The 15,999-nt window shown below is 47.7% G+C and carries 14 protein-coding genes and 2 tRNA genes; 11 read left to right on the top strand and 5 right to left on the bottom strand.

What is annotated here, in order from left to right; genetic code table 11:
- Positions 1-63: 63 nt before the first annotated feature.
- Positions 64-1,557: a serine hydrolase gene (locus AB4111_RS09580; RefSeq protein ID WP_442031330.1), complete on the bottom strand. Its 1,494-nt coding sequence runs from the start codon at positions 1,555-1,557 to the stop codon at positions 64-66.
- Between the two features lie 248 nt (positions 1,558-1,805).
- On the opposite strand from AB4111_RS09580, the gene AB4111_RS09575 reads away from it, so the two are divergent.
- The 6 genes from AB4111_RS09575 to AB4111_RS09550 all read left to right on the top strand — a co-directional run bounded on the left by AB4111_RS09575 (position 1,806) and on the right by AB4111_RS09550 (position 10,620).
- The gene (locus AB4111_RS09575) at positions 1,806-3,005 is read left to right on the top strand and encodes a DUF4367 domain-containing protein (RefSeq protein WP_442031329.1); all 1,200 of its coding nucleotides are present in this window, start codon (positions 1,806-1,808) and stop codon (positions 3,003-3,005) included.
- A 394-nt stretch (positions 3,006-3,399) separates the two neighbouring features.
- The gene (alr, locus tag AB4111_RS09570) at positions 3,400-4,587 is read left to right on the top strand and encodes an alanine racemase (protein WP_442031328.1); all 1,188 of its coding nucleotides are present in this window, start codon (positions 3,400-3,402) and stop codon (positions 4,585-4,587) included.
- Positions 4,588-4,847: 260 nt separating this feature from the next.
- Positions 4,848-5,129 (top strand): CopG family ribbon-helix-helix protein, encoded by a 282-nt coding sequence (locus AB4111_RS09565; protein ID WP_017690037.1) that lies wholly within the window; start codon positions 4,848-4,850, stop codon positions 5,127-5,129.
- Between the two features lie 3 nt (positions 5,130-5,132).
- Complete coding sequence (locus tag AB4111_RS09560) at positions 5,133-5,483, top strand: type II toxin-antitoxin system PemK/MazF family toxin (protein ID WP_024630714.1); 351 nt, start codon at positions 5,133-5,135, stop codon at positions 5,481-5,483.
- 235 nt (positions 5,484-5,718) lie between these two features.
- Positions 5,719-7,908, top strand: a complete 2,190-nt coding sequence (locus AB4111_RS09555) for an alpha-galactosidase (RefSeq protein WP_342572191.1) — start codon at positions 5,719-5,721, stop codon at positions 7,906-7,908.
- A gap of 489 nt (positions 7,909-8,397) precedes the next feature.
- Positions 8,398-10,620 (top strand): Tex family protein, encoded by a 2,223-nt coding sequence (locus AB4111_RS09550; protein WP_442031327.1) that lies wholly within the window; start codon positions 8,398-8,400, stop codon positions 10,618-10,620.
- Between the two features lie 178 nt (positions 10,621-10,798).
- On the opposite strand, the gene cmpA is transcribed toward AB4111_RS09550, so the two are convergent.
- Both cmpA and AB4111_RS09540 read right to left on the bottom strand, forming a co-directional pair.
- Positions 10,799-10,942 (bottom strand): cortex morphogenetic protein CmpA, encoded by a 144-nt coding sequence (gene cmpA, locus AB4111_RS09545; protein ID WP_105408244.1) that lies wholly within the window; start codon positions 10,940-10,942, stop codon positions 10,799-10,801.
- Positions 10,943-11,122: 180 nt separating this feature from the next.
- The gene (locus AB4111_RS09540; RefSeq protein WP_433583199.1) at positions 11,123-11,479 is read right to left on the bottom strand and encodes a hydrolase/acyltransferase; all 357 of its coding nucleotides are present in this window, start codon (positions 11,477-11,479) and stop codon (positions 11,123-11,125) included.
- A gap of 119 nt (positions 11,480-11,598) precedes the next feature.
- Here AB4111_RS09540 and AB4111_RS09535 point away from each other — a divergent pair, with 119 nt between their 5' ends.
- The 3 genes from AB4111_RS09535 (at position 11,599) to AB4111_RS09525 (ending at position 12,324) form a co-directional block, all read left to right on the top strand.
- On the top strand, positions 11,599-12,060 hold the full coding sequence (locus AB4111_RS09535; RefSeq protein ID WP_036669054.1) for a SprT family protein: 462 nt from the start codon (positions 11,599-11,601) through the stop codon (positions 12,058-12,060).
- Positions 12,061-12,153: 93 nt separating this feature from the next.
- A tRNA-Asn gene (locus AB4111_RS09530) sits at positions 12,154-12,229 on the top strand.
- 6 nt (positions 12,230-12,235) lie between these two features.
- Positions 12,236-12,324: transfer RNA gene (locus AB4111_RS09525), tRNA-Ser, on the top strand.
- A 217-nt stretch (positions 12,325-12,541) separates the two neighbouring features.
- On the opposite strand, the gene AB4111_RS09520 is transcribed toward AB4111_RS09525, so the two are convergent.
- Entirely contained in the window at positions 12,542-13,240 is a 699-nt protein-coding gene (locus AB4111_RS09520) for an ArsR/SmtB family transcription factor (protein WP_442031326.1), read from the bottom strand.
- 106 nt (positions 13,241-13,346) lie between these two features.
- On the opposite strand from AB4111_RS09520, the gene AB4111_RS09515 reads away from it, so the two are divergent.
- Positions 13,347-14,006, top strand: coding sequence for a flavin reductase family protein (locus AB4111_RS09515; protein ID WP_442031325.1), 660 nt, complete (start codon positions 13,347-13,349; stop codon positions 14,004-14,006).
- A 359-nt stretch (positions 14,007-14,365) separates the two neighbouring features.
- Positions 14,366-15,037, top strand: a complete 672-nt coding sequence (locus tag AB4111_RS09510; protein ID WP_442031324.1) for an MgtC/SapB family protein — start codon at positions 14,366-14,368, stop codon at positions 15,035-15,037.
- Positions 15,038-15,101: 64 nt separating this feature from the next.
- Here AB4111_RS09510 and AB4111_RS09505 read toward each other — a convergent pair whose 3' ends face one another.
- Positions 15,102-15,998 carry a Cof-type HAD-IIB family hydrolase gene (locus AB4111_RS09505; protein WP_442031323.1) on the bottom strand — a complete coding sequence of 299 codons (897 nt, stop codon included), beginning with the start codon at positions 15,996-15,998 and terminating at the stop codon, positions 15,102-15,104.
- Position 15,999: the final 1 nt, after the last annotated feature.

Below are 15,999 nucleotides of genomic sequence, written 5' to 3'. Positions count from 1 at the left end.
TCTGTCATCGGAGTGACCAGTGTAAATATATTCATTAGTTCAATTTATATAGGTACAGATCATTTACGAAATCCTGTTGAATTCAATAGGCTTTGTACCCGGCTCAAGCAACAAAGGAATAGAGATGGATTGAGCAACTTCTGTTGATTCATTCAGGGTGAACGTAAATGTAAAATTTTGCCCGAATGTGACCAGTTCGACAGAGAACGTATCTTTTCCGGTGTAATCCATGGGCATTTCGATGGCGTTAAAGGTTGCCTGCAACCCGTTCGTTGTTTCCTGAATAGACATCTCGCCATAACCAGGATGCGTGTAAATACCCGCATAAGCGGTGTAAGGGCGATCACAAGGTATGATGAGAGGGTCTTCCATTTTTTCCTCAGCGGCAGTGTCTGCTTGAATAGGTACTTCCAAAGGATTCTCCGGATTAGCCTCCGTTTCTGCTGATTCTTTCCCCATTAATTTGCTCAATTTGGAACTCCAATTGACGGGCTCAAGTCCAAGCAGTCGGTCCATAATATGAAAAGCAACCGTATACGGAATTATACTTCCGTTGGTATTGCTCAGAACCACGATTCCAATCTGCTCCTCTGGCAAAAAGGCAACTTGTGATGCAAAGCCATCAATAGCCCCACCATGATGAATCATGGCATGTCCACGATAAGGCTCAATCATCCAACCCAAACCATAAGTACTCACAGGCAGTTCTTGGCTTATGAACGGCGAATCACTAGTCATCTGAGGACTATGCATAATCTTCATCTGTTCCTTAGATATCAGTGACGCTCCTTCCCATTGACCTTGATTCAACTGGAATTGAAGCCATGCGATCATATCGACTAGATTACTGTTAATGGAACCAGCAGGTCCTACGGCATCAATGGCTCGAAAAGGTATTCTTGTATTCTGACCATCCTTCTCCATATAAGGGTAAGCATAGTCAGACTGAAGTTGCATCTCTTCAACTGAGAACAGACTTGAGTTCATACCGAGCGGATTAAATAGGGACTTCTGAACCATCTGCTCCCACGAAGTTTCATTGAGCTGTCCAACAAGGTAACCTGCTGTCATGTACATCAGGTTCTGATACTGCCATTTGTTACGGAAATCTTGATTTGGCTCCAGATACTGTAATGCACGCACAAGTTCTTCTCTTGTACGTGGGGAGTTGTACCATACCAACTCATGCCTTGGAAGACCGGAACGATGACACAACATGTCGCGAATAGTTAGACGTTCTGTTGTGACTGGATCGAACATTTTGAAATCCTTCATATATGACTTCACAGGGATATCCCAATCCAGTATCCCCCGATCAACAAGCAGAGCAGCGGTTGCTGCGGTAAAGGCTTTGGTACTTGAACCGATGGCAAACAACGTATTAGGGGTAACTTCAAGTTTGGATTCCAGGTCACGATAACCGTAGCCTTTTTGCCAGATGACCTCATCCTTATGGATCACAGCCACAGCTGTACCGACACCATTCCATAGTTGAAGTTGATCGTTGATGAATTCATCCAGTCCTTCCAGTGATGCGCGAAGCTGAATTGTCGTCATACTTTTCCCTCCCAATAGTCAATAAAACGAATAATCTCCTACAATCCACTATGCCTTTTCTGGATAAAGTTAACATCCTCCCTGAGACTGATTTTGCGTAGCAGTGCCGTATTAACCGACTTCATCGATTGCTTGTCAAACTAGTCCGCATATATCGAACAAGTCCCTCATAACATGTACTAATCAAGTAGGGGTTCTGCTGCAAGCACAATCCTGAAGTGAAAACATGTGCTAAAGGGGATGATGTCATGCGCCGAATATCATGGATGCTTGCCATGGTATTGGTCTTATCGGTCTTGCTTGCCGCCTGCGGGAAGAAGGATGCGGCAGCTGTGGTCAAAGATCTGAACGAAGTCGTAGGAGAGATGGAAAGTTACCAGGGGGCAGGCGTGATGACGCTGCATACCGGAGATACGCCGCAGCAGTACAAGGTCGAGGTATGGCATCAGAAGCCTTCCTATTATCGTATTGCGTTAACGAATGCCAAAAAGGATGTAACACAGATTGTACTGCGTAACGATGAAGGCGTGTTTGTTTTGACACCGAGCCAGAACAAAAGCTTCCGTTTTCAGAGCAATTGGCCAGATAATCAGGGACAGGTATACCTCTATGAAACATTGATTCGGAGCATCACGGGGGATACAACCCGTCAGTTTGCGGACGAGAAGGAGAGCTATGTATTTGATGTAGCTGCCAATTATAATACACATGCACTTGTCAGACAGAAAATTTGGCTGAACAAATCGGATTACGCACCTAAACAGGTGGAGGTATCCGACTCCAATGCCAATGTTGTGGTCGATGTGAAATTTGACTCCTTCAAATTCGGGACTGAATTTGAGAAAGATGCCTTTGACATGCAACGTAACATGACAGCAGCTTCAGAAGAAGGCGGCAAAACAGGAACCGACTCCGGTGTGACTCCTGTGGAGCAAACCGGTAATGAGGGCGGCAAAGAACCAGCCAATCCTCAGACTGCGCCTGAACCTGACGGAGCTGTTACTGATGGACAGACGGGTGTAGGTGGGGACACAGAGCAGCAAGGTACAGAAGGTGCTGCAACAGGCCAGGAAGGCGAAGAGCCAACCCTCGCAGAACCGGAAGGTTCAGACAGCTTCGGTGTAATTCAGCCGACCTATGCGCCGGAAGGTGTACAGCTCAAGGATGATCAGATCTTGGAAGAAGCGGAAGACTATTCGGTAATGCTTCGTTATGAAGGAACATATAATTACACGATATTCGAAGCCAGACCGCAGGATCGAGCTGTATCGCTTGCTCCATCCAGTGTAGTGGATCTTGGATTCACACTGGGGATGATCAGCGGAGATGCATTGAAGACTCTGACATGGATGACAGATGGCATAGAATATCGAATCACCAGTGCAGACTTGCCTCAGAACGAAATGGTACGTATTGCAACATCGATGCAGGAAGAGTCAGGCAAATGATTTTTGCACAAAAGAACGAATAGTAGCATAAACATAAGGAATGCTAAGAAGCATCGGAGACCCGTTCTCCGGTGCTTTGTTTGATGAGAGATAGGTATTCATCTGGAACCGTTTCTCCTACTCCCATCATCCAATAATGCAAAATGCGCTTCTATGCAGGGGGAACCGGGTAAATAATCGATATAAGCAGCTCTTTGATGGGGTTGAAAGTGAAATTATGCCCTGTCAATCTCGCTTATCGGTCTTCTTCTGTATTCACATTGGTTCCTCAAACGGCGCGCCTTGCACCTGTTTTTGAATGCGAAACTTCGGTTCATTTGACAGTCACATGCAGGAGCATTACGATGGAGTCTGACGTGAGCCGGATTAAGATGATTAGAGAAGGTGACTTAACGTGCAAGGACAATATCGGCCGACCCAAGCGGACATCAATTTGGATCATTTGTGTACTAACGTAGAAGCTTTCCGCAAGGCATTGCCTCAGGGCATGAAATTCCTCGCCTGTGTGAAGGCCAATGCCTATGGGCACGGAGCGGTGGAGATGGCCAGAGAACTGGAACGAATGGGTGTGGATTACTTAAGTGTTGCTTTTCTTGACGAAGCTCTGGAACTGCGACAACATGGGATTACGATTCCAATTCTGGTATTGGGTTATACGCCGCCTGAAGGGATCGCTGTTGCATGGAAACATGATGTGACCATCACGCTGTTCAGCAGGGAAGTGCTTGACGCTATTCTACATTTGGATGCGAGCACATTCGCGAACAAACTGAAGGTTCATATTAAAATTGACAGCGGCATGGGCCGATTAGGTCTGTTACCTGGCGATGAGGCATTGGCTTTCATCCAGGAAGTAGCTTCGCTCAATCAGGTGATGCTGGAAGGCATGTTTACCCATTTTGCCAGAGCGGATGAAGAAGACAAAACCTATACACTGGAGCAGTATCGACGGTTCCAAGGCGTGGTTCATGCGCTCAGGGATCAGGGATGTTCCATCCCGATTATACATACGGCGAATAGCGCCGCTGCCATTGATACACCGGAATTGTCCTATGATATGGTACGTGTGGGAATAAGCCTGTACGGACTGTATCCTTCGGCTGAGGTGAATCATCAGGTGGTGAAGCTGTCCCCGGTATTGACGCTGAAGACGAAAGCGGTTCTGGTCAAAACACTGCCACCCCATTGGGGGATCAGTTACGGAACCCGTTATTTTACGCAAGGGTACGAACGAATAGCGACCCTGCCGATCGGATATGCAGACGGATTCTCAAGAATGCTGACAGGTAAAGCACAAGTGCTTGTACGCGGCCGCCGCGTCCCTGTCGTCGGTACAATCTGCATGGATCAGTGTATGGTGTCGTTACAATCTTTCGCGGAAGAAGCGGAAGAAATTCAAGTCGGCGAAGAGGTTGTCCTCATCGGTCATCAGTCTGGTGGCGTTATAACCGCAGACGAGGTGGCATCCCAGCTCGGTACGATTGCTTATGAAGTGATCTGCATGATGGCGCACCGCATTCCACGGGTATATACCCGTGGTGGAGCAGTAGTCGCCAAAATCAATCCACTTTTGACATCCTGACAAGTAAACTGGACGTCATTACCAATAAACTTTTTTTCAGAACAGAAGGAAAACTGTCGGAGCATCTCGAATGTTGTATAACGGTAAGGATTTAATTCCTAAATTGAGATGTTTGGTCTGTACGAATATTGTTCCCCGTGTTTATAATGGAGTACAGCATACTTGATATACTCGGGGCATATATATTCCTTTGTATAAAAGTTCTGGAAAAACGTAATACTGGTTCACAATGGCGAAAGGTTTGTGGGGGTGGAAGAAAGGTGGCCAACTTGCAGAACACCAAGCGGATCATGATCAGTTTACCTGATTATCTTTTGCAGGAAGTGGATGGCATCGTAGCGCTGGAGAATTCCAACCGCAGCGAATTGATTAGGCAGGCTATGAAGCTGTATTTAACGGAGCGTAAGAAACGTTACATCCGTGAAACGATGCAGCGAGGGTACATGGAGATGGCAAAAATTAATCTGACCATGGCATCCGAAGCCTTTCATGCGGAGGAAGATGCGGACAGCACTCTGGACCGCTTAGTTAGCGGGGTGTAGACATTGATCGTAAAACGTGGTGACGTTTTTTTTGCGGATCTTTCTCCCGTTGTCGGTTCCGAGCAAGGTGGAGTCAGGCCGGTTCTGGTGATCCAGAATGATATCGGCAACCGGTTCAGTCCAACTTGTATTGTGGCGGCTATCACCGCCCAGATCCAGAAGGCAAAGCTGCCAACGCATGTTGAAATTGATGCGGCGGCACATGGCTTTGACCGGGACTCGGTTATTTTGCTCGAACAAATACGGACGATCGATAAGCAGAGGCTGACTGACAAGATTACCCATCTGGACGAGGAGACCATGAAATTGGTCAACGAAGCCTTACAGATCAGTCTTGGTTTAATCGATTTTTAAGGCAGTAACCAGCGTCTTGTACGCTGATCTGCTGTCCGTTGGCAATGGATGTTCCTGTAAGGGAACACACTGAATTCAGACTGTAACCAAAAGAGCGTATGACATCCTTCGGGCTGTTGTACGCTCTTTTGATTAAAGCTTGATGAAAGCGTAGAACATTGGCGATCTTTTCGCTATAATGAAACCTGAGAAACCGTTTACCCGAAAGACCTATATATAGAGGTGGAGGAGACATATGAGCATTTACATCAATCAGGAGAAACTTCAGTTTCATTTACAGACCCGTGAGGCCAGTTACGTATTTCAGGTACTGCCTTCAGGATATTTGGTGCATTTGTATTATGGCAAAAAATTACGTGACACCGATCTGAGCTGGTTGCATGTTCGGACAGAACGAGCGTCCTTTAGCCCTAACCCGGTGCCAGAGGATCGTACGATCTCCTTCGATACGTTGCCAGTGGAATTGCCAGTGTATGGCACGAGTGATTTCCGTAACCCTGCAATCCAATTGGAACTTGAGAATGGCTCAACGGTTTCAGAGTTTACGTATACAGGTCATCGACTGGTCAAAGGAAAGGCAGCGCTTACCGGACTGCCAGCAACATACGTTGAATCCGATGACGAAGCAGAGACGCTGGTTATCGAGCTGGAAGACCGCGTCGCTGGTATCAAGATCGAGCTTTCTTATACAGCCTTTACGGCATTTAATGCGATTACACGCTCTATGCGTATCGTTAATGAGAGCGCTACCGCTGTGAATGTGGTGCGTGCGCTCAGTTCTTCTGTCGATTTCCCGCATGCTGATTATGAATTGTTGCAATTATCAGGGGCTTGGACACGGGAACGTGATATCGTGCGCAGACCGCTTGCGTCAGGCCTTCAAGGAATTGAGAGTCGTCGCGGTTCAAGCAGTCACCAGCAAAATCCATTTATTGCGCTGATGACACCAGGTACGGACGAAGATCAGGGTGAAGTCTACGGATTCAGTCTCGTCTACAGTGGTAGCTTCACCGCACAGGCTGAAGTGGATCAGTTCCACACCACCCGTGTATCGCTTGGGATCAACCCGTTCGAGTTCAGCTGGAAGCTGGAGCCACAGGAAGCTTTCCAGACACCTGAGACAGTTATGGTGTATTCGGCTGCAGGTTTGGATGGCATGTCACAGTCCTACCACGAATTGTATCGGGAGCGTCTGGCACGCGGCAAATTCCGCAATGCGGAGCGTCCGGTGTTGGTCAATAACTGGGAAGCGACTTACTTTGGTTTTAATGCGGACAAGATTGAACAGATTGCTCGCGCTGGACAGAAGCTGGGTATTGAGCTGTTTGTCTTGGATGATGGTTGGTTTGGACACCGGGACAGTGATAACTCCTCGCTGGGTGACTGGATTGTCGATAAAAACAAATTGCCACAGGGGCTGGATGATCTGGCTAACCGCGTAACAGGTCTGGACATGCAGTTCGGACTGTGGTTTGAGCCTGAGATGATCTCACCAGACAGTGAGCTGTACCGTGCGCACCCGGACTGGTGTCTGCATGTGCCTGATCGTCGCCGGACAGAAGGACGTCAACAATTGGTACTCGACTTCTCTCGTCAGGATGTACGTGATGAGATTGTACGCATGTTAACAGACGTACTTGGTTCTGCACCAATCACTTATGTGAAATGGGACATGAACCGCAATATGACGGAAGTGGGTTCTGCGTTACTTCCGGCAGATAGACAGCGTGAGACCGCACATCGTTACATGTTGGGGTTGTATGACGTCATGGAACGGATCACTTCGGCGTTCCCGAACATTCTGTTCGAGAGCTGTTCAGGTGGTGGCGGCCGCTTCGACCCAGGTATGCTCTATTACATGCCACAGACCTGGACAAGTGACAACACCGATGCGATCTCTCGTCTTCGGATTCAATATGGTACCAGTCTTGTGTATCCGGTGAGCTCCATGGGATCCCATATCTCGGCGGTACCGAATCATCAGGTGAACCGGATCACTTCTCTAGAGATTCGGGGACATGTGGCGATGTCGGGCAACTTCGGGTATGAGCTGGACCTGACGAAATTCACGGAGGAAGAGAACGACATCGTGAAAGCCCAGGTTGAACTGTACAAGGAGATCCGTGGAACGGTCCAATATGGAACATTCCGTCGCTTACTCAGTCCGTTTGAAGGCAATGAGACGGCGTGGATGTTTATTGCACCAGACGGAAGCGAAGCTGTTGTATTCTACTTCCGTGTGCTCTCTGAGCCTAATGCGCCACTTCAGCGCCTGAAGCTGAAAGGATTGGACCCGAATGCGGATTATCGTCTGAAAGGCGGATCAGAGACCTTTACCGGCGATGCCCTGATGTATGGCGGTATTTCGGTAGGTAGCGCATCAGGAGACTATCTGAGCGAACTGTTCCGGTTCGAGCGCGTCTAGATAAGTGAACTACAGTTATTTACACGGATACTGCGATGACAGAACAACCTTCCAATCGCTGTTATCCCCAGATTTTTTGATTCTCTTTCTCAAAGGGAAAATCCGGGGATAGCGTATGCTTTCGAAGTAGCTTTCTTGCAGAAAGCTTGTAGCTTCGCTTTTTCAGGTTTTTTCTGTCCTCTCCGTCATGGTGTAAATGAGTAGTTTCACTTATAGATTGCTATTGTGTATAGAGTTTTAAATAAAGGAGGACCGAGGAGCGTCGTGATGACGTTTTTCGGTCTTTTTTTGCCGTAATGGGGAAGGCTGGAGGATGACATCATTCTGTCAGAACTTGTATGCTTGCGGATTGATGGAAATCTAGGCGTGATTTTGTGATAATATAGGTAGAGTGGAAGAAACAATTGGTTCAACTATACTGCAATTACAGCAGCAAAGCTGCCCTGAAATGATTGTAACGAACGATTCAGGAAGGAAAGAGGGATTTATTTGTCTGAACAGGAAACGGTTCTGGAACCCAATGAAGAAACAATAAAGGCAGAACGCCATGAACGAATCATCAAACAGGTAGCCAAGGAACTGTCACTGTCCTTGAAGCAGGTCCGTACGACGTCGGAGCTTCTGGACGAAGGCAATACGATTCCATTTATCGCCCGCTACCGTAAAGAAATGACTGGAGAGCTGGATGAGAACCAGCTGCGATCCATTGAAGAACGCATTGTCTATCTGCGCAATCTTGAGGATCGCAAATTGGAAGTCATCCGTATTATAGAGGAACAGGGCAAGCTGACCGGAGAACTGAAGCAATCCATAACCCAAGCGGTGAAGCTGCAGGAAGTGGAAGACTTGTATCGTCCGTTCCGTCAGAAGCGGAAAACGCGTGCGAGTGTGGCCAAGGAAAAAGGTCTTGAGCCCCTTGCTGTATGGATCTGGGGTCAACCGAAACAAGGCGATGCACTCCAGGAAGCTGCGAAATATATCAATGCTGAACTGGGTGTAGAAGATGCGGAGTCGGCGCTTCAGGGAGCCAAAGACATTCTTGCTGAGAATATCGCAGACGATGCTGCCATTCGTGCATGGATTCGTCGGTACACCTTGGATCACGGGATGTTGACTTCAGAAGCGAAGGATGCTCAAGAGGAGTCCGTGTACGAAAATTATTATGATTACCGCGAACTATCCAAAAAGATGCCTCCACACCGGATTCTCGCGATTAATCGCGGTGAACGTGAGAGTATTCTGAAGGTCGGCCTGGACGTACAGGCAGAACCGGCCCATCGTCATATGGAAGGACAGATCATTCGTGGTGCTTCTGCTGTGCAGGATATCCTGCGTGACGTGATTGAGGATGCATACAAGCGGCTTATCGCGCCTTCCATCGAGCGTGAAGTTCGTGGAGAACTGACGGAAAAAGGTGAAAATCAGGCCATCTCGGTATTCTCCGCCAATCTGCGTAATCTGTTGCTTCAACCACCGATTCATGGCAAACGTGTCCTCGGTGTCGATCCGGCCTATCGTACGGGTTGTAAACTGGCTGTCGTAGATGATACGGGCAAGCTGCTGGAAGTGGCTGTGACCTACCCAACGCCCCCACACAACAAGAAACGTGAAGCTGCGGAAGTATTCCACCGCATGATCAAGCAATATGATATCGGACTGATCGTCATTGGTAATGGTACCGGATCGCGTGAAACGGAGCAGTTTGTTGCAGAGATCATTCAGGAGAACGGTGATGAAAGTCTTGTGTATCTGATTGTTAACGAAGCAGGGGCGAGTGTGTATTCTGCATCCAAGCTGGCCCAGGAAGAGTTCCCGGATCTGGATGTTGCGGAGCGTAGTGCAGCCTCCATTGCTCGCCGGGTACAAGACCCGCTTGCGGAGTTGGTTAAGATTGATCCCAAAGCCATTGGTGTGGGGCAATATCAGCATGACGTTTCCCAGAAGGTTCTGGAAGAAAGCCTGAAGGCTGTTGTCGAATCCGCAGTTAACCATGTGGGTGTGGACGTGAATACGGCTTCACCTTCGCTGCTGTCATATGTTGCCGGAGTTAACGCTACGATTGCCAAAAACATTGTGAAGTACCGCGAAGAGAATGGCCGGTTTACGAACCGCCGTCAGCTTCAGAAGGTGCCGCGTCTGGGTGCCAAAACCTATGAGCAGTGCGTAGGATTCATGCGTATTGGTGAGGGTGAGAATCCATTGGATCGTACACCAATTCACCCTGAGTCCTACAAGGTTGTGGATCAGCTGTTCAAGGAACTTCAGGTTGCACTGGACAAGCTGGGCAGCAAGGAACTGTCGGTGTTACTGTCAAAGCAACAGCCGGAGCAACTGGCTGTGAAACTGGACGTAGGTGTACCTACATTGCGTGACATTCTGGACAGCTTGCAGCGTCCGGGTCGTGACCCGCGTGAGGAGATGCCGTTGCCAATCTTCCGTACGGATGTATTGAAAATTGAGGATCTGGTGGAAGGCATGGAGCTGCAAGGTACAGTTCGGAACGTTATTGATTTTGGTGCCTTTGTTGATATTGGGATTAAGAGTGATGGGCTTGTCCATATTTCACAGCTCAGCAACGGATATGTTAAACATCCGATGGATGTTGTATCTGTCGGGGATAACGTAACGGTCTGGGTCATGAATGTGGATACCAAAAAAGGCCGTGTCGGCCTTACGATGAAGAAGCCTGCCTCTGCGCAACAGTCTTCTTAAGCATTAGGATTGGAGAACAGCCTTCCCTGACCAGGGAAGGCTGTTTGTTGTCAACAGTAATAGGTCCCGTTGTCCGTTCTAATTCCTCTGGTAAGTACGGTGGGAATATGTGCATTCTCTTAAAGTGCGAGTTCTAAAGGCCATCCTTCGTAATCCAAAGCAGACTTTAGGAAACCTCTTAAAGTTCGTTCTCTGCACTACGTGGTGTGCCACTTGCTGGTTTGTTGCGATAAAAGAACCAGCATTCGTTCAGCAACTTGATTTGCCGGCTATCCTTTTTGTGAAATGCACGCATCAGTTGATTGCAAAGCCATTGAGGCAAGGGTATCTCCTCCTCTTGCATAATTCATCTGTACGTTAGCATATGTGGCAATAGCCTGGACTGTGCGGCTTAAGTGAGGAGCTCCGCCAAATCATTATCTCAATCGCCAAAAAGCACAATTCCCAATGCAGGGAGTTGCGCTTTTTGAACTTGTCATTTTAAAATGATACCTCAGATGAATTAGAGGGCTTCCATCTCTTCTTCATACCATTGTTCCAATTGAGCTTGGAGCGCCCGGATTTCGGTAAGCAGAGAAATCAAAGGATAATGGCTTTCACGTAGTGCTGCAAAAGATTTTTCAAGCGCATTGATATAATCAAGGCCGCCAATGATAGTAAGATTTTCGTTCAGGAGATCGAGGCTGTCACATTCGGCGATCGCCCAAGGCAGGACAGGGACATCTGCTGCCGTGAGTTTATCTATCTCCTTGTGAAGGCGCAGATTGAGCGCACTTAGTTGATAGGCGTAATCCGCCGGCATTTCCACGAACTGCAATTGTTGTTCCTGCTGCAGGATGACATAGCGCATTGTAGGCATAACGAGTAATAATCTCCCCTCATACATTCTACTTGACAGTGTAGCCTACGAAACGGTTAAAATTCAAGTATTATGCCGGAAAAACAAATGCTCCGAGGGGGTGCAAGGAGAGGATACCGATGGAAAATGAGGAATTGCAACAATGGATTGAACAGGTATCACTGGATCATTTCGGAGTGCCGTTCACCCATGAAGCGTTGTTTAACAGTCGTCTGACCACTACGGGAGGGCGTTATATGCTCAAAAGTCACCGGATTGAGATCAATCCGCATCAACTCGAAGCCTACGGGCGAGATGAGGTTGAAAAAATCATCAAGCATGAGCTGTGTCACTATCATCTGCATATTCGAGGGCGCGGCTATCAGCATCGTGACCCGGAATTCAAGGCTTTATTACAGAAGGTGGGCGGTTCGCGTTACTGTCAATCTCTGCCTGATGGCAAAGGCAGAAAGCCGCTGCCATATCGTTATAAGCTGGTGTGCAAGAGCTGTGGGACGGAATATTTGCGCAAGCGGAAAATAGATCCGAAGCGTTACCGCTGTGGTCGTTGCGCGGGAAAGCTGGGCCTTCAGAATATCTGATGTGAGTATCATTCAATGTATTGGAGAAAGTGATGGAAGGCATGTTGACTTGGATTATTAATCATGATAAATTAATCTTATTCAAGTTAATTTTCCCTGATAGCTCAGTTGGTAGAGCACTCGACTGTTAATCGAGTTGTCACAGGTTCGAGCCCTGTTCGGGGAGCCATTTCTTGGAGAGATACCCAAGTGGCTATAAGGGGACCCTCTGCTAAGGGGTTAGACTGCGTAAGCGGTGCGAGGGTTCGAATCCCTCTCTCTCCGTTCTGTAATAACTTCTCTGCAAAGGGATGAGAACCCTAAAGGTTCGTCGGAGCATAGACTTCGTTAGCAATACTTCGCAGTCTCGAACGAAGTGAGAGTATCCCTCTCTCTCCGTTCTGATTCAACCCAAAATCCCCTTCACATTTGACTGGTTAACGGTCACTGTGAAGGGGATTTTTTGCGTTCTCCTCTTTGGTCATCTCTCAATTACACGAATCTAGAATGAAATATCCAGAACCTCGTATAAACCTTTCTTGCCTGCTTCTGTTACTTCGACAGAGCGGCTTCCTGTTTTTTGACGAATCCAGTCCAGTTCCGATAATCGATGTCTGAGTTGTTCCCCAAGCATGCCTGAGAGATGATGACGGCGTTCACTCCAATCCAGACATTTACGAGCGAAGGCCCGGCGTGATCCCGGCTTCACTTGAAGTTCAATACCGAACGAGGTGAACCACTGCGTTCCTTTCTCTGTAACTTGATAATCCTTGCTGAGTGTTTCTTCGGGCTCTGCAAGATAACCCTTCTGTATTAAGGCTTCACAGAGCGAGATTCCCAATTTCCCGGCCAGATGACCATAACAGGTCCGTGCATAACTCAGTTGTTGAAGCTGATCGGATTGTTTGAGAGAGCGGATCTGTACAGGCGGGGCAATACTGGCCATGGTTTCAATCAGATTAGCAATTTCCTTGTTTGCAAGACGGTAGTATCGGTGACGGCCTTGCTGTTCAACTTCAAGTAATCCTCCCTCTACGAGTTTAGCTAGATGGCTGCTTGCCGTCTGGGGAGTGACACTTGCCATATGAGCAAGCTCACCTGCGGGCAACGCCCGGCCATCCAGTAAGGATGACAGAAAAATGGAGCGACTTGGATCAGCGATTAACGACGCAATAACAGTAATATTCGGATATACATTCATACTTCGATCATATCTGAACTATTACTGTATTACAATTCTGTTGTATCGTCCCATACGGGTCAGATGGAGCTTATAAACGAATGGATTGGAACAGGAGAGGTACAAGATGAACAAGATAATGAAAACGGACGCTGCCACTGAGCAGTTGAACAAAATTTCCGCAGTGGTACGACATGAAACGATTAATCCCAGTATTTTATATTATGGTACGCCTGTATTGCTGCTAAGTACATTAAATGAGGATGGGTCAACCAACTTGTCTCCACTGTCCTCGTCTTGGGCGCTGGGGGACTGTCTCGTTCTCGGTCTAGGTACACAGGGTAAAGCCTATGAGAATCTGAGTCGACATCCGGAGTGTGTGATTAATTTACCAGATGCGACCATGTGGAGACAGGTTGAGGCATTAGGACGTTATACGGGAGTCAACCCGGTTCCTGAGGAGAAAAGGCAGATGGGCTATGAATATTGTCATGATAAATTCACTGTGGCTGGACTGACATCCGAATGCTCGGTTCAGGTGGCTCCAGATAAAATAGTCGAATGTCCGCTCCAGATTGAAGCGGCTGTACAACACATACGCATTCCCGAACATACACCGTTCATGGCGATTGTGGAAGTGAAAGCGTTGAAGGTGCACGCGCACACACGACTGATATCTGGACCAAACAAGGTTAATCCAGAAGAATGGCATCCTCTGATATATAATTTCAGACATTATTACGGATTGGGAGAGAGACAAGGGGGCAATTTTCGGGCAGAGAAATGACCTGAGTGGAGGCTTTTTATTATATAAGATGAATTAATCATTTACACGATAACGGATAGGACAGAAAAAACCTGAAAAAGCGAAGCTAAAAGCTTTCTGTAAGAAATCTACTTCGAAAGCATACACTCGCCTATAAGCTTTCTGGAAGAAAGCTACATCGGAAGCATACGCTATCACCGGATTATCCCTTTAGGAAAGGGAATGGAAAAAATCTGGGGATAACAGCGATTAGAAGGTTGTTCTGTCATCGTAGTGCCAGTGTAAATAATCTTTAGTTCAACTTATGTAGTCATGGAAAGATTGGGTAATAGTAAAGATAGACACATGTAAGCATATACATAGTAAAAGAGGTGATGTGCATGGAATTGGAATATTTGATGCGTGTACTCATAGCTGGAATATGTGGTGTGTTAATCGGATATGAGCGCAAGAATCGAATGAAAGAGGCGGGAATCCGTACTCATTTTGTGGTCGCTGTCGGTGCGGCCCTGATGATGATTGTGTCGAAGTATGGATTCCAGGATCAGGCTGGCTGGGCCAATCTGTCGCTTGATCCATCAAGGATTGCGGCACAGGTCGTTAGTGGTGTGGGGTTCATTGGAGCAGGCATGATCTTCACACAGCGACACACGGTCAGGGGATTGACCACAGCGGCTGGCATATGGGCTACAGCGGGCATGGGACTTGCTGTGGGTTCAGGCCTGTATTGGACTGGTGCAGGCGTGACACTGCTTATTGTCGTGGCACAGATGTTACTGCATAGGCCCACACGCTGGCTGGTATCCGCCCGAACAGAGACGTTAACCATCCATCTGCAGAATGAGGGGGAGGCCCTGAAACGTGTTCTGGCACTGCTGGGACAGGAGAAGATCTCGGTCGTCGGATTTAAGACAGAACAGCAAACAAGCACAGACTCCGTGGAAGAGACTGTGCTTGAGTTCACGTTGCAACTGCCGGGTTCATATCGGGGCGAGCAACTGATTATTTTGTTACAGGACGTGCCTCACGTTCGATCTGCTGAGTTAAAATGAAGAAAACCTGCATGGCTCAATAGGCGACCATGCAGGTTTAGTGTTTAATTCAGTATGGGTTCAATTACTGACCTTCTCCGACAATCGTTTCTGGACGGGACACCGGCTTACCTTCAAGCAGGCACTCGATGGCATGGGCAACACCGTGCTCCACATTAGTCAGCGTTATGGCTTTGGCTAGTGCCTGAATTTCGGGTTCGCCATTTCCCATGGCGATGCCGAGTCCTGCCATTTGTAACATGGAGACATCGTTGAAGTTATCACCGATCGCTACTGTATCTTCCATGGAGATGCTCAGGTGAGCCGCCAGTTTGGTGAGGGCATTACCTTTGGAAACGTCAGGGTGCTGCATTTCGAAGTTATGCTCAAAGGATACAACCATAGCGACATCGGATCGGGAAGCGAAGTATTCTCGTCCTGTTTTTACTTTGTCCGGATTCATGGAGAAGGCCATAATATTATAGATATAGGCTTCTGCCGGAATTTCGAGGTGGCTGTTTACGCGGTGGTAGTCTTTTTTTTCATAGTGTTTCTTAATGCCCCGAATCATGCGTGCAATGTCCTCACCAGGGTTCGAACCAAGAACACGTTCCATCTCGGCGAGCAAGGTCTCATGGCTGCTAAGCGGGGCGTAGATGCCTTGTTGCGTTGAAGCTTCATAATAGACATCATGATCTTCCAGCCACTGCATGACGGAAGCTGCTGTGTCACGTTCAAGTGGAAGATGGAATAGACGTTCACCGTCGGCATCATGAATCGTCGCTCCGTTGGAGCCGATAATTGGGGTTTTGATTCTGCCTTCGCGGCTGATGGTCACAACATCGGAATAGACACGCCCTGTAGCAATGGTAACTTTCATACCCGATTGCTGGGCCTTTTGGATGGCTGCGGCATTCTCCGGGCTAATCTGGCTATCTCTGTTCAACAAAGTTCCATCTAAATCTGTGGCAAATAATTTCATA

The organism is Paenibacillus sp. 2KB_22 (genome assembly GCF_052115745.1).
Lineage (GTDB): Bacteria > Bacillota > Bacilli > Paenibacillales > Paenibacillaceae > Paenibacillus.
This window is presented reverse-complemented; position numbering and strand designations above follow the sequence as displayed.